Genomic DNA, 14,865 nt, shown 5'->3' with positions numbered 1-14,865 from the left:
GCTAATACTCCAATGTATCGATATCCTGCGGATGCTCATTGATCGTCATGCTCTTAACAGTGGCATCGCGCATGTGAATCACCCGATCTGCAATAGGAGCTAGCGCACCATTGTGGGTCACGATAATCACCGTCGCTCCTTTTTGACGAGACATGTCTTGGAGAATTTTCAAGACTTGCTTCCCCGTCTGATAATCCAAGGCACCTGTCGGTTCATCACAGAGGAGAATTTTAGGATTTTTGGCTACTGCCCGTGCGATGGAGACTCGCTGTTGCTCCCCTCCAGAAAGCTGGGCTGGAAAATTATTGAGGCGATGACCTAGCCCTACATCTGTCAAAACCTGCTCTGGATCTAAGGCATCTGTCACGATTTCTGAGGCCAGTTCCACGTTTTCCTTGGCTGTCAGATTGGAGACCAGATTGTAAAATTGAAAAACAAAACCTACACCTTCACGACGATAGTTTGTTCGTTGGTGCGAACTATAGTTGGCAATATTGGCACCATCGATCCAAATCTCCCCCTCATCATTGGTATCCATACCTCCTAGGAGATTGAGAACGGTTGATTTTCCAGCACCTGAAGCACCAAGTATGATAACCAGCTCCCCTTTTTCAATTTCAAAATTCACATCACGATTAGCCACAATCTCCGTATCCCCAACCTGGTAACGCTTGTAGCTGTGTTTCATTTCAATATAAGCCATATCGTTTATCTCCTTTTCAAAGCTCATTTTCTTAAATCAACAAGGTGTTGATTCTAAATCACAAATATTATATAATGGGCTAAGTCAAAAAGCAATAATCAAAAATCAACAAAGTGTTGATTTAAGAAAAAGGAAGAGAAATGGTTCAGAAACGAAAAACTACTACTAAGGAAGACATCAAAGAAGCTTTGATTCAGCTGCTATCAGAGGAGAAATTTGAAAATATATCAATTAGTAAACTCTGCAAACGCGCAGGAATTAATAGGGGAACTTTCTATCTACACTATGAAGACAAATATCAAATGATTGACAGTTTTAAAAGTGAAATCATTTCCCAGCTCTACATTTTTTTAGAAAAAGAAAGAGAATCTCCTAGAAAGTTTATGTTAGCAAATTTCTATATATTACGTTCGAACGAACGCCTCATCAACGCCTTGTCCCAAAGTCATTACATAGACTTTCGTGGTGCAATTCGTGAATTTCTAAGTAGCATTATTCTAACTGATAATCAAAAAGAAACGACTCGTCATTTCTTATCAGAAAACTTCCAAATTCCTCACAAATACGCTTTGGAAATCTTCTTATCAAGTATTGAAGGGATTATTTCTCTTTGGATTGCAGGGGGAGCGCAAGAAGAACCGGAAGAAATCACGGATATAATTTTATCAACCTATAACTACGAACACTGGAGCTACGAATCAAAAGAAGATTAATTCATACAACTTACTATTTCATAAGCTATATCCTCTCATTTTATACTTTTTCAATTAGCTAAATTGCCTTTTTTTAAACTTAGATACAAAAAAGCCTAGGAATTTCTAGGCTTTCTGTTTATAGATTATTTTCCAAGGTAGTATTCAGAAACTACGTTCAATTTTTCGTCGAATTCGAATACCAATGGTGGGAAGTTAGGGATTTCCACGTCCATGATTTCGTCATCTGACAAGCGTTTGATGTGTTTTACAAGGGCACGGATTGAGTTACCGTGAGCTCCTACGAATACGTTTTTACCATCTTTAAGTGCTGGAGCGATTTTGTCTTCCCAGAATGGAAGGGCACGTTCCAAAGTCACTTTCAAGTTTTCAGCATCTGGGATAACTGAGTCGTCAAGTGAAGCGTAACGACGGTCAGTGTGTGCTGAATGCTCATCATCACGATCCATGTTTGGAGGCAATACATCGTATGAACGACGCCAGATGTGAACTTGCTCATCACCAAATTGTTCCGCAGCTTCAGCTTTGTTTTTACCAGTCAAACCACCGTAGTGACGTTCGTTCAAACGCCATGATTTTTCAACTGGAACCCACAATTGGTCAGAAGCTTCAAGAGCCAAGTTTGTTGTTTTGATTGCACGTTTCAATACTGAAGTGTAAGCTTGGTCAAATTCGATACCAGCTTCTTTGATCAATTTACCAGCGTCAATCGCTTGTTGTGTACCTTTTTCAGACAAATCAACATCAGCCCAACCAGTGAAAAGGTTAGCTTTGTTCCATTCAGACTCACCGTGGCGAGCAAAAACCAATTTTACCATTAGATGGATTCTCCTTTTATTTTTCGAGGTTTCCCTCGTTTATCTATTCTATTTTACACAATTTTTCACAAAAAAGCTAGTTAAAATCAACTAAAAAGAGAGAACGGTGTCCTCTCATCTAGATATTATTAATTCGCGATATTCAATCAAGAAACGATTGCAATTATTTGTTATTTAAAGCATCAATTAAACGATCAGTATTCTTAGTTACATTAGTATCATTGTAACGATTATGAATTAGACCTTCAATTGTTTCTTTGCAATTTTCAAGATTAGCTTTTTCAAATACTACCACACTGACAACATGTGTTCCACCAGAAGCAAGATGCAAAACTAGTAGAGTTTGAAAAGCACTTAGCACTGTTAATACACCATAAGCCGCTAATATCAATCCCCCAATAAATGAATTTTGCATCATTGAAAGGCCAATAAGAGCGAAAATTATACCCAAGCAAATGTTTTGAAATCAAGACGAAATGAACTATCTACACTTGCAACATGATCAACAGGAATTGTTTTATTTTGAGAACCCAGTGGAATAACTTTTAAAATAGTAGGGTTAGAAGTTTTTATAAAGACTCCCTCTAAAGTAATGGAAGCTTTTAAATAGAATGTTAAATACGATGTAATGAAAGATTGTTTCATAATATTCTCTTTTTATTTTTTCAAGTTGTATTACATCATGTTTTCTTATAAAAAAGCATTTTGCTAACATATTCTTTTGCCAGATAATTCTTTAAATAAAAAAACAACCCTCAAACGGATTGTTTCACTAGACTATCAGACAAGGCCACGGACTTCTTTCAAAAATTTAGAAAAAGAAACAGCGCCTTTAATGATTAGAAATCCTCCTATCCACTCGGTCGCTGAAAGAAAGCCCAGCACGCCACCAATGATAAATAAAATAGAAGGTAGCTTTCGAAGTTGTTGATCTTCTTCGAAATAGATTAACATAAAGGTTCCTAATGCAATCATCAAAATCTTAAAAAATGTCAGGAGCAGGGAAAAGGCAACCGTGATAACCAGCATTTTTGAAGGATCTTTATAGATGATGGCCCCAGTATAGGATAGCAAAAATCGTAGGACAGGTCCCAAAAGTAAGGTCACTCCTGCCACCATGCCCAGTCTCCAATTGAGTCGAACCAATCTATCTCTCTCCATAAAAACCTCCTTCTATCGTAGCTATCATTCTACCATATTTGCTCCAGAAACAAAAGACCTTCTCCGTCACAAACAAATCGCCTACCTGCTTTCAGACATCTGAACATAAAAAGAGAAGATCTGTCGATCCTCCCTTTTCATTTTCTAACCCTTATTTCTTAAAAATAGAGGTTCTGAAGTCGTTTGTTTGGTCAAGATAAGCTTTAAAGATTGCTCTCTTCAACTTATGAACTGCACTGTCATACTCTGGATTATAGTTGCTCCAACGAGGACTTACAGCATCCTTGAGAACAGCTTGGTCCATAAGGGCTTGCAATTCAGTCACACTATTGATGGTCTCTGTCGTATAGTTTGGCCATGGTTTTGTCGGATCTTTAAAGGTCACTTGTTTCAAGTTTTTAAACTGATCCACACGTTCTTTATACATGGCTTTCTTAAAGGCAGCCCAAGATGAATACTTGCCTTCAAATACCTTGTCCAATACAAGATCATCTGTCACTAATCCTCGTTCTTTACCATAGAGATTGATGGTTTTACCTTTTTGTTTGGCAACTTCTTCGTATTGGTTTGAGATATAAGGTACCATTCCATCCTTAAATCCTTTGGCAGCCAGAAGTTCATAAGCAATCCGACGTCCCATAAGGTCCCCTGGCGTGCCTTTCTCACTGCTGAGAGCTGAAAAGATTGGAGCAAAGAGTTTAATGGTATAGTAGCCATTTCGTTCATAGTCGCCAGTCTGGTACTCACGAGCAGATAAGATGTTGTGGTCAATCAAACCTTCAAAACTATTCAAGTTTCGGGCCTCTTCTTCTGTCAATTCTTTGACTACGTTAGTGGCATAAACCTCATTTCCATCTGCTGGATCTTTCACATACTTGTTCTCAATCTTTCTGAGAGCCGCCATTTTCTGGTAAACATTTAGTTTGTTAACGATTGACTGCCCTTCGAGATATTCCATCATGTAGATAAGGTCAAACATATTGTGAACATAGTTCTGAAGATCTGCTGCATTTTGGAATCTCTCTGTCGGATCCAAGACTTGCAGACGGGAGCCCTCTGTACTATCTGATTTTGAGTGTCTCAAGATAGAATTGATGGTAATGGTTGCGTCACTTGGTTGGTCAGGGGCTTGCAATAAGCCTTTTGCGAAGAACTCTGGGCCCAAGCCACTTCTTCGACCATAGCCACCAAGATAAATATCCTGATCTGAATCATGGGTCATTTCATGGGTATAAGTAATGGCTCCATCCTTGTCCAGCATACGGTAAGACATATAGTAGACGCCATCACCTGTTGCGTAGGCTCCATGCTGGTTGTGTACTACCTTATTGCCAACTGGTCCAAAGAAGTTTTTCATGGCTGGATTGGAACTATCAAACTTAGCCTCCAATGTAGCTTTTCCTGAGGTTGTGTCATCACCAAATTTATAGGCATCATAAAGGAGAATCGTACGATAGAGTTTTTCACGTCCCTCATTATCTAAAATACGATACCAATAATCGTAGTGATCTCGCTGACGTTTGGCAGTTTCACGCGCATTTTCTTCAACAAAGTCATTAAGAGCCTTGCCTGCTCTATGCTCGCTATTGCGGTAGCGATCATAAGCTCCAAATCCTAGACTAGACAAGGTTGAGATGACAAAGACTGATTTCTCTGGCAAGGTTAGGAGCGGCAAGACCATATTGCGGTATTTCCAAGTGGCACTCGTGATGCGGTCATAGACACCGATAGAATACTTAGTCCCAACTTGTTCTTGCTTCGTTTTCACCTCTTCGATAGTGGATTTTTCTTCGACAATGTAAGCCTTGGTCTCTGATTTAAACCAGTCATTGTTGCTTTTCTCTGGTAGAAAGACTTTTCGGTAATTTTCTAGCGTGCTAAACAAATCTGTCGTTCCATGCTGGTTGGCAAGACTGATACCATAAGTATCGACATTATTCTTAGCAAGAAGATTATTAAAGCCAGATTTACCTAACTCAATCAGAGTGTCCAGTGGTGAAGCATTTCCCTTACCAAAGAAGTCCAGGTGGTACAGAACCAGGTCTTTGACGTTTACCTGACCATAGCTGAAGTTGTACCAACGCTCCAGATAGGTCAAACCAAGTAGCAAGGCTTCTTTGTTGCGCTTGATTTTATCTACAAGATAGCCTTCAGTGACTGGGTTGACACTAGCCAGTCCAGCATCTGCTGACAAGAGTTTCTTCAAACTGTCTTCCAGTTGTTCCTTGGTTTTGGCGAACTGGTCTTCTAGATAGAGCTCAGTCTGCTCGACTTTTGGAGAAATACCAAGTGTCTTTCTGATGCCTTCTGAGTGGTAGTCCACCTGCTGCAATTCAGGTAAGACTTGCTTGATGATAGAGCTTTGGTCGTACAAGAATTGGTTTGGCGTATAGAGAAGCCCAGTATCTCCTAGACTATATTCTGCTAATTTGGCGAAATCAGTCTGGTACTGGAGATCGAGTTTCTCAGATGAATGGTCCTTGTAGTGAAGCAAGAGTTTGTTTGCAGTCTCTTTGTTTGAAACAATGTCTGTGATGACTTGGTTATCCTTCATCATGACTGCTGACAAGACTTCTTTTTGATACAAAAGACTGTTCTCATTGACCAGATTTCCGTATTTGACGATGGTTGCCTTGTTATAGAAGGGTAACAATTTTTCAATGTTCTTATAAGCCAAGGCGCGCTTAGCTTGATAATGGGCCACCTTAGAAAAATCACTGTCTTTCTTGCCACTTGTTGAGAGGGGCTCCACTGTTGGTAGAGTGAGAGGATTGATAGCTGCTTTTTTGCTTTCGATTTGGGAAGCATCTAGCATTGTTCCTCTTTCTTCAAAGGATTCCTTGCTGACGACCTCATCCTTGACTAAGGTGACATTGTAGACTCTGTTTGCCTTGCTGCTGAATGTGTCCTTCACCCTCATTCCATTATAGTGGTAACCGGTAATGGCATTTCCGTTGGTTACATTGACATCACTGAGAACATTGGTCAATTTTCCAGCATGCTGTTCCTCATTAGTTTTTCGATCCCACAAATAGCCTGCTACTCCCGCGACTCTACCAAAGTGCTTGGCATTGTTAATATCGCCTTCAGCATAGCTATCTTGGATCTGTGCATCCTGATCTACTAGACCTGCAAGACCACCCACAGTCTGATCTGAACTATTTGTGTTGGATGAAATGGTCACTGTCGCTTTTGACTTAGTAAGTAAAGCCTTGTCACCTGTCAAATGACCGACCAGACCACCGATATTGTAGGCAGCAGTCGTCTCATACGTGTTGATAATTCTTCCCTTGAAACTGCTCTCTGTGATACTTGATTGCTCAGCCTTTGCCAACAAACCACTGATACCACGTTCACCGGCGAGAACACCATCAACGTGAACTTGTTTAATCTTTGTGCCATTCTGAGCTTTATATGCTAGTGAACCGATATCATCTTTCCCTGAAATAGAGACATTTTTCAGACTCAATTTTTCTACTGTGGCGCTACTCAAAGTTTCGAACAGAGGCTTTTTCAAGTTGTAAATAGCATACTGCTTGCCATCTTTTTCACCAATCAACTGACCAGTAAAGTTACCCTTGATGTAAGATCTATCATCAGGTCCCAGTTCCACTTCGTTGGCATTCAAACTAGCTGCTAAATGATAGGTTCCAGAGAGATTCTGGTTGATAGCTTTGACTAGGTTGCTAAAGGAAGTAAAGGTTGTCGTTTCGTCTGTAGCCTTCTTAGCTAGGTAGAAGGTGAAATTATCGACATATTTATTTTCTAGCTCTTGCTGGAGTTTCTCAGCCTTGGCTGTGATTTTATAAACCGGCTGACCATCTTTCGTTTCAGCCGTTATTGAAGTGACTGGTAGATAGACATCTTTAAATGACGAAGATTTAACCTTGACAAAGTAAGTTTCTGTATTCTTTGGAACACTGTCTAAAGAAACGTGTTGTTTGTAAGTACCATTGGTCTGACTATACAACTCCAGATCCGAAATGTTTCTTAATTCAAGTGTTTTTTCTGGATCTTTTTCTTTTTGTTTTTCTGTCGGAGTTTCCGGTTTTACTTGCTCGGTATTGCCAGTATATTCTGGTAGAGGAGCAATTTGTTCGGGTTCAATGACTGCTCCAGCTTGGGTACCTTTATACTCTGGAAGGGAAGACTGGATTTCTGGTTCGACGATAGCACCAGCCTGTGTTCCCTGATACTCAGGTAGTGGAGTGACTTGTTCGGGTTCCACAATCGTACCTGATTGAGTATCTGTATATTCTGGTTTGTCAGTTGTCTCAGGGGCTACAATCGCTCCCGCTTGAGTTCCTGTATACTCTGGTGTTGGTGGCACCTCTTCAGGCTCTACGATTGCACCAGACTGCTCGCCTGTATAGGCTGGTTTGTCAGTCGTTTCTGGTTCCACCAAAGCCCCTGACTGGACACCCCCAACCTCTGGTTCAACTTTTTCCGGTTCAACGATGGCACCAGCTTGGGTTCCCTGATACTCAGGTAGTGGAGCGACTTGCTCGGGTTCAACGACTGCTCCTGCTTGCTCGCCTGTATATTCTGGTAATGGAGCCTGCGTCTCAGGCTCTCCTTTTTTTGCAGACTGAGGTGCTTCACTCGGAGCAACTGCCTTCTTAGTCCCTTTCTCTACTATACGTGGCAAGGCTTCTTCTACTTTGGTTGAGAGAACTTCCCGAGAAATTTCTTGGTTTTCAACAGTGAAAATGCGAACAAGTTCAATCTTCTTCCCAGCACGACCTTCTTGTTTGACATGGATGGTTCCCTCTGTTAGTTCTGGATTTTCTTGAACCACTTCTGAAAAGTCTAGTTTGGTTACAATTTCTTGGTCTTTGTATAGGAGCTCTGGTTTATTCACGCGACCAGCCAAGACTTCATCCTGAGGATCCACACTAGCAAGACCAGACGGTTTTGGATCGGATGAATCTTGAGAAGGGATTGGGTTTTCAGCAGGGAGTGTAGGAGACGGAGCTTTCTGCTCATCTCCTGCCTTTTGTCCACCTTCGTTGGCTTGGAAATGAGGTTGAACCGTGTAGTCTAGTTTCTGATCCCTAGTAGCAGTTTCTTGCTGACTAGAGTCCTTGTCTTTCTTAATATAGCCTAGGTAGGTATAACCCGATAAGGCGCGTGGCAAAGGCAGACTATCTCCTTGGGATAATTGGTATTCCTGATTGTATTGGAGCAAAAGTTGATTTTCGATAGCCTGAACTGAAGAAGCCAAACCACTGCCCATCCCTGTTACCAAAATCACATTCAAAAGAGCTTTCTTCTTGCCTTTCTTTTTGGATACAACAAAAATAAGGAGGCCAATTGAAGCTAGGGCTCCACCAGTTAAAACACTAGTAAGGCTATTCTGTCCACCTGTATTGGGCAACTGACCCAGCTGGGCTTTCTCATCCATACGGTAGACTAGATAATAGGTGCTCTCACTATCTTCAGCAATTTTAGGAATATCCTTGACAATCAAGTCCTTTTCTTGCCCACTCAGCTCCGTATCCGTCACATATTTGTAGTGAACAGCTGCATTTTCTTGAGCAAATACGGTACCACTGCTAGCAATGGACACAAAAAATAGGCTTGAAATCGAAGCTGATACAAGACCAATTGCTAATTTTCGTAAGGAGAAACGATGCTGCTTCTCTCCAAAAAACTTTTTCATTTTAAATCCTCTCGCTTTTTAACCTCTATCAAGAAAATAACTAGGATTATATTTTGATATAGGTAATTTACATTCATCATTATACTATAAAAAAAGGTCCTTGTCTCAAATAAATGCTTTGAATTTTATGAATGTAAAAGCTTATTTATCCTATAAAATTTATCCGTCGTTGATGACAAAAAAAGAAGGCTAATCGCCTTCTCTTATTTGAAAATATTTCTAACAAAAAGTCATTATTCTTGAATCTCGAATTTTTTCAAAAGTCCAAAATAGAGGGATCCACCAATGATTGTCAGAATTCCTCCTACCCAGCCCAAGAATGGGATCAATCCAACAGAACCACCCACGATAAACAAAACAGACGGTGCTGGCGTCACACGCTCATCGTCCTTGTAATAGACAATAGACACAATTCCTAAAACCAAGACAGCAATTTTCACCAATGAAAAAATAATTATAAAAATCCTCAATATACTATCTGTTGCATCAGGGTCTTCCGTCACTGCAGCAACCCCGACAGCTATCATAAACATAACAAGAGGCGCCAACAGTAAAACAATACCTGCGATAAGACCAAAAATCGCATTTACGCGAGCAAGTGTATTTGTTTTCATCTGAATCTCCTTAAAAATTTTTCAGCTATCATTTTATCATATTTTCATGAAAAATAAAAGAAATTTCAAAATGAGGATACTAGATGGTGAATGATTTCAAATTTCTAAACAGACATTTCGAGCAAGAAATATATCATGTATCAATTTGTTTGTAAATTCATTCGTTTTTAGTAGTAAGCTAGTAATTTTCATAGAAAAAAGAAGATCACTTGGATCTTCTTTTTTCGTGTCTGTTTTTGCAAGAGACTTATCTTTCAAAGATAGACTGTCTGAAGTCGTCTGTGGCACGTAGATAAGCATTAAAAATACGATACTTGAGTTGGGCGACACTGCTCTTAGAGCTGTCTGATAAGGCACGATCAATGTTCTTAGCTGAGGCATCCGCTAGTACTGCTAAGTACATATAATCTTGTAATTCCTCATAAGAAGAAATCGTAATTTGTCGTTTGCTATCTAGTTTTCCGGCTTCAAACTCAATGGTAATTGGACGAAGGAAGTTTTGCGCTTTGTTGTATCGCTCATTCAACATAGCTTTCTTCAAATCCTTCCATGATTCATACTGACTACCGTAGAGGTTTCTAAGGATTAGATCATCTCCAACTACTCCGACATCTCCTCTGTTCCAGATTGAGTAGGTCTTATTACCTTCTTTAAGCGCTTGGCCGGAGTATTGGCCAGATACATATGGGACAAATCCTTGTTGGTAACCCTTGTCTCCGAGCAATTCATAGGCTCTACGACGGAACATAAGTCCACCAGGTGCACCAGTTGGATTGTCCAGAGCTGCATAGAAGGAAGCAAACATATTGACGATGTAGTAGCCATTTCGTCCAAAGCTAGCGGTATCCCAACCGTCCCGACGACCAATGATATTATGATCAACCAGAGCATCGACAGATTTTAGTTTGGCTGCTTCTTCGGCTGTTATAGGGACAATTCGATCATCAGCGTGGGCTTGTTTACCATAAGAAGTTTTTTCAAAGTTATAATTTTCAGCCTTGCGGTACCATTTCATTTTCTGTTGATCAGTTAGAACTCCAGTAACAATATCCCCTTCTACATAATCCAGAAGGTTCAGCACATCAAAGACTCCATGCATGTAGTCGCGAAGAGCGTCTGCTGAGGAGAATCGAGCAACAGGATCATAGGTATGGTAACGTGTGGTCGAATCTTTATCTCCTTGATAGAAGCTATTAAGTACGAGACCTTTTTCGCTAACATTGGTTACAGACTCTAACATCCCTGTAGCAAAGCTCTCAGGTCCTTCACCCTCACGACGACCATGTCCTTCAAAATAGATAGAACCATCCGAGTTGTGGGTCATTTCATGGGTATAGACCATGGTTCCAGAAGCTCCCAGCATCTGGTCATAGACGTAGAAGACTTCATAACCATTGGCAAAGGCTCCTAGTCCATTGTCTCCGTGATACTTGCCAGCAGGACCAAAGAAATTGTACATAGCAACAGAGGTCTTATCATTACGCGGAGCCCAATATTGCTGGCCTTTATCATTATAAAGAAAGAAACCGTCTGTAACAATCACCCGTCTGAATAGAGTGTCTTTCCTGTTTGGACTTAGAATGTTGTACCACATGTCATAGTGGTTTCGTTGCCATTCAGCTGATTGATCCACAAGTTTTTCAACGTGTCGATGGAGTTCCTCACCTGAGAGAACTCTGCCACCTTCTTTCCTGTAGCCTCCAAAGCTACCAAAGGCAATGGTCGACATATTGCTGATGATATAGACATCTCTTTCAGGTAAGGTCAGAAGCTGGAGAACCATTTGCTTGAAGCCCCAATCTCCCTGAGTCAGTCTGTCGTAGACCTTGATTGTATACTTACTCTTACGATCTGCATTGTCTTGCTTAGCCTGAATTTCTGGCAGACTTGAACGAGCTTCTACAATATAAGCCTTGGTATTTTCCTTGAACCACTCACTGTTGGTTTTATTTGGCAAGAAGAGTTCACGCAGACTTTCTAAGTAAGCAAAGAGGTCTCCTTTCCCTTTTTCCTTGGCTAGGGATTGTCGGTAAGCATTGAAGTTGTTTTGCGCTCGAAGATTGCCCATTCCAGAGTTCCCGAGAGCGATGATAGTATCCAGTGTCGAAGCTGCTTGATTGCCAAAGAAATCAAACTTATAGGCATTAAGATCTTTGGTATTGAACGTTCCATAGTTGACATTGTACCATCGGTTGAGATAGGTCAGACCAAGCATGAAGGCCTCTTTGTGCTGCAGAATCTTTTGGCTAATCGCATCCGCTACGGCAGGGCCTAGGGTGTTAATCGACTTGTCAACTGAAAGCACCTTGAGGAGCTCCTGACCTAGTTCAGCCTTGGTTTGTTCAAAGGCTTTTTCCAAATAAAGATCATCTAAGGAAGCTGTTTCACCAATCCCTAATACTTTACGCACTGCAGCCGAGTCATAGGTCACAGCTTTGAGTTCTTCCAAGACACTCGCTTTAATGGACTGGTAGTCAGATAAGAAGGCCTCTGGCGTATAGAGCAAATTCTTATCAGTGATGCTATATTCAGCAATCTGGCCATTGGCAAAATCACCCTTGTAGGTCAGATCAAGATAAGCGATCGTCTTATCTGCATAATGCAGCATCAGTCTATTGATTTCACCCTTATGGCTATTGACATCTGTTATCAGTGTCTCATCTTTCATCGGAACTACATCTAGCAGGGCTACTTTGTTGAGTTTATCATCTTCAGCTAATTGGTTGGCTATATGAACGATGAAGTCTTTGTTGTAGAATGGTAATAGTTTTTCTACATTTTTGTAGGCTTGTTTTCTGGACTCTTGGGCTCCCCTCACTCGACTATAGTCTGTTTGATGCTGGTAAGCTTGCTGCAATGGCTCCTGGTCCGTCAAGTTTGAAGTGATTCCAAAGGACTGACGTTTGGCTTGCGCATCGGCCTCTGAAATAGAACGGACAAAACGCTCATCTTTTCGATTTGCTGTAGTTCCTTCAAGAACATAAGAGTCCCGAACAGAAGCCTCAGGATACGGATCTCCTGTCATCGCATGACCATTTTGAACCTTGACACTGGTCAAGACATTTCGGACCTGTCCATTGTTCCAAGTAGACCCGATCGCTCCACCGACTTGGCCAGAATGACCTCCATTTTGGATAGAACCAGACACATAAGAAGTTTCTAATCTAGCTCCATTCTGCAAACGACCGATCAATCCTCCAACACGCTGGTCTCCATTTCGACCCGTTACTTGGATAGATACATCTGCCTGACTCTTCTGCGCCAGTGATTGATTGCCGTGGAAATTACCGACCAGGCCACCAATATTGTACTCCTGCCCCCCATCTTGGGTGCTGGTGATGGATCCTTTAAAGGCAACATTGGTTAGTTTTGTGTTTTGGGCAACTCCTACGAGTCCACCGATATGCTTGTTCCCAGATAGACTACCACTTACAGAAACATCCGTAATCGTTGCATTTTGAGCATTGCTAGCCAAGGCCCCTATAGAATCCTTGCCTGTAACTGCAGCCGATTTCAAGGTCAGTTGCTGGATGGTGGCATTTTTCAAGGTTGCAAAGAGTGGTTTTGCCAAGTTGTAGATGGTATAATCTTTGCCATCCACTCGGCTAGTTAGGCTACCTGAAAATTCTTCTGGAACATAGCTTGTCGCAGAATGTTCTAACTCAACCTCATCTGCTGAAACATCCGCTCCTAGTTTGAAGTTTCCAGTCGGGTTTGACTTCATGGCCTCTATGAGCGCTTTGAAGGACGTATAGACACCTTCTTGACTAAGAGGCGTTTTTGGCAATTCAAAAGAGTAATCTGGACGATAATGATCCCCTTCTCCCTCGACGAGCTGATTAGCTGATACCGTTACGGAATAGGCATTGCCCTTATCTGTAATCTTAGAAACAGGTAAGAGCATATCCTTGAACTTGTCTGACTGAATGCGGACATAGTAGTTGTCTAAATCAGATGGAACTTCCGACAGGGATAGGTAACGTCGGTAGTGACTACCATCTTTACCGTACAGTTCGATACGATCAATATCTTTGATTTCAACCTTCTTATAATCTAGCTGAACTGGGCGTTGATCCTCTATACTAGTTTGTTCCCCTTGACCCGGGTCATATTTCATGACAGTTTTGAGGGTATAAGGAGTATAGTAGTCCAAGTCATCAAGTGTCAATTTTTGAGTGAGGTCCACAAGGTCGACTTCCTTGATCAGCGTTTCGCCCTTGTATAGCTGCACTTTGGCTGATTGATAGCTTGCTGTAGCATCCGTCAAGTGATAGCTAAGAGAAACTTGGCGTTGATCTTCTTCCTTCTCGACACTGACTAGAGAGAGGGTTGGTTTTCTCTTGACACCATCCAGAGCTTGACGAGCTGCCTCGAGATCCGTCCGAACTTGATCGACCAAGGCTTGATTGGCGAAAGGATTGTCCAAAACGAGCTTGGCCTGATCTAGAGCACGATGATAGCGGAGTTTGGCTTGTTCATCAGCATACTGGTAAGCAACTGTAGACTGAGTCACATCCTTCATGTCAAATTCAACTCCAAGAGTTTTCTTATCAACAGGTTGACCGTCTAGATTATTCTTAGCAGTTTCAAGGGCTGTTTTCAAAGAATCAACCTGTTCTTGACTAGCATGAGATGCCTCAAAGAGAGCTTGGGCATTTGCGACTGCCTGTTTATAAGACTCTTGATCTGCAGTGGTATCATTGAAATACTGATGCGTTTTCTGGATGCTATCGGCCTCTTCCACTAATTGGTGTAAGGGTTCGAGGTCGAGAGTTCCTTTTTCTGGTTCCACAGGAGCGTGATCCGCATTTGTAGAAATTGGTTTTGTACCGACTTTGATAATCTGAGGAACTGCTTCTTTTGTGATAGTGTTAGAGATTTCCTCTGTATTTTCGACTTTTCCATCTACTAAATACTGACGGGTGACAATCGTACGCACACCATCTTGACCAGCTTGGCTAACTTCCCTTTGCCCCAAAGGCAGGTCTGCACTTTCCACTTCCTTAGTTGGATAGGATTCGGCCACTGTTGTGGTAACATCCTTTTCTTCAACATTTAAGCTTGGGACTTCATTTACAGGAGCGTCTGTTGGTTTCTCGCTAACAGGAGCTGTTCCGACGGTTACGATCTCCGATACTGCTGGTGTTGTCACTTCGTTAGAGATTTCCTGGCTTCTCTCTACTTTTCCATCTAC

At 41.4% G+C, this 14,865-nt stretch carries 9 protein-coding genes; 1 reads left to right on the top strand and 8 read right to left on the bottom strand.

The features are described 5' to 3' along the window. Position 1: 1 nt before the first annotated feature. Entirely contained in the window at positions 2-703 is a 702-nt protein-coding gene (locus HMPREF2766_RS05815; protein ID WP_070568445.1) for an ABC transporter ATP-binding protein, read from the bottom strand. Between the two features lie 140 nt (positions 704-843). Here HMPREF2766_RS05815 and HMPREF2766_RS05810 point away from each other — a divergent pair, with 140 nt between their 5' ends. Further along, on the top strand, positions 844-1,416 hold the full coding sequence (locus HMPREF2766_RS05810; protein ID WP_070568442.1) for a TetR/AcrR family transcriptional regulator: 573 nt from the start codon (positions 844-846) through the stop codon (positions 1,414-1,416). A 125-nt stretch (positions 1,417-1,541) separates the two neighbouring features. Here HMPREF2766_RS05810 and HMPREF2766_RS05805 read toward each other — a convergent pair whose 3' ends face one another. The 7 genes from HMPREF2766_RS05805 to HMPREF2766_RS05775 form a co-directional block, all read right to left on the bottom strand. Further along, positions 1,542-2,234 (bottom strand): phosphoglycerate mutase, encoded by a 693-nt coding sequence (locus tag HMPREF2766_RS05805; RefSeq protein WP_000240130.1) that lies wholly within the window; start codon positions 2,232-2,234, stop codon positions 1,542-1,544. 163 nt (positions 2,235-2,397) lie between these two features. Then, the gene (locus HMPREF2766_RS05800; protein WP_009013681.1) at positions 2,398-2,652 is read right to left on the bottom strand and encodes a hypothetical protein; all 255 of its coding nucleotides are present in this window, start codon (positions 2,650-2,652) and stop codon (positions 2,398-2,400) included. Positions 2,653-2,675: 23 nt separating this feature from the next. Beyond that, entirely contained in the window at positions 2,676-2,879 is a 204-nt protein-coding gene (locus HMPREF2766_RS05795) for a hypothetical protein (RefSeq protein ID WP_008281298.1), read from the bottom strand. Positions 2,880-3,014: 135 nt separating this feature from the next. Beyond that, a complete protein-coding gene (locus HMPREF2766_RS05790; protein WP_070568439.1) occupies positions 3,015-3,395 on the bottom strand; it encodes a hypothetical protein in 381 nt (126 codons plus the stop codon). 151 nt (positions 3,396-3,546) lie between these two features. Continuing rightward, positions 3,547-9,057 (bottom strand): ZmpA/ZmpB/ZmpC family metallo-endopeptidase, encoded by a 5,511-nt coding sequence (locus HMPREF2766_RS05785; protein ID WP_070568436.1) that lies wholly within the window; start codon positions 9,055-9,057, stop codon positions 3,547-3,549. A 233-nt stretch (positions 9,058-9,290) separates the two neighbouring features. Continuing rightward, positions 9,291-9,671 (bottom strand): hypothetical protein, encoded by a 381-nt coding sequence (locus tag HMPREF2766_RS05780; RefSeq protein WP_000856372.1) that lies wholly within the window; start codon positions 9,669-9,671, stop codon positions 9,291-9,293. Between the two features lie 247 nt (positions 9,672-9,918). Continuing rightward, positions 9,919-14,823: a ZmpA/ZmpB/ZmpC family metallo-endopeptidase gene (locus HMPREF2766_RS05775; RefSeq protein ID WP_257372019.1), complete on the bottom strand. Its 4,905-nt coding sequence runs from the start codon at positions 14,821-14,823 to the stop codon at positions 9,919-9,921. Between the last annotated feature and the right edge of the window lie 42 nt (positions 14,824-14,865).

It is taken from the genome of Streptococcus sp. HMSC076C08, from assembly GCF_001810825.1.
In the GTDB taxonomy this organism is placed as follows: domain Bacteria; phylum Bacillota; class Bacilli; order Lactobacillales; family Streptococcaceae; genus Streptococcus.
This window is presented reverse-complemented; position numbering and strand designations above follow the sequence as displayed.

Excerpts from the sequence above, each read along its gene's own strand:
- HMPREF2766_RS05815 (WP_070568445.1), bottom strand. The coding sequence starts at position 703 with ATGGCTTATATTGAAATGAAACACAGCTACAAGCGTTACCAGGTTGGG.
- HMPREF2766_RS05780 (WP_000856372.1), bottom strand. The coding sequence starts at position 9,671 with ATGAAAACAAATACACTTGCTCGCGTAAATGCGATTTTTGGTCTTATC.
- HMPREF2766_RS05785 (WP_070568436.1), bottom strand. The coding sequence starts at position 9,057 with ATGAAAAAGTTTTTTGGAGAGAAGCAGCATCGTTTCTCCTTACGAAAA.
- HMPREF2766_RS05795 (WP_008281298.1), bottom strand. The coding sequence starts at position 2,879 with ATGAAACAATCTTTCATTACATCGTATTTAACATTCTATTTAAAAGCT.
- HMPREF2766_RS05800 (WP_009013681.1), bottom strand. The coding sequence starts at position 2,652 with ATGATGCAAAATTCATTTATTGGGGGATTGATATTAGCGGCTTATGGT.
- HMPREF2766_RS05805 (WP_000240130.1), bottom strand. The coding sequence starts at position 2,234 with ATGGTAAAATTGGTTTTTGCTCGCCACGGTGAGTCTGAATGGAACAAA.
- HMPREF2766_RS05790 (WP_070568439.1), bottom strand. The coding sequence starts at position 3,395 with ATGGAGAGAGATAGATTGGTTCGACTCAATTGGAGACTGGGCATGGTG.
- HMPREF2766_RS05810 (WP_070568442.1), top strand. The coding sequence starts at position 844 with ATGGTTCAGAAACGAAAAACTACTACTAAGGAAGACATCAAAGAAGCT.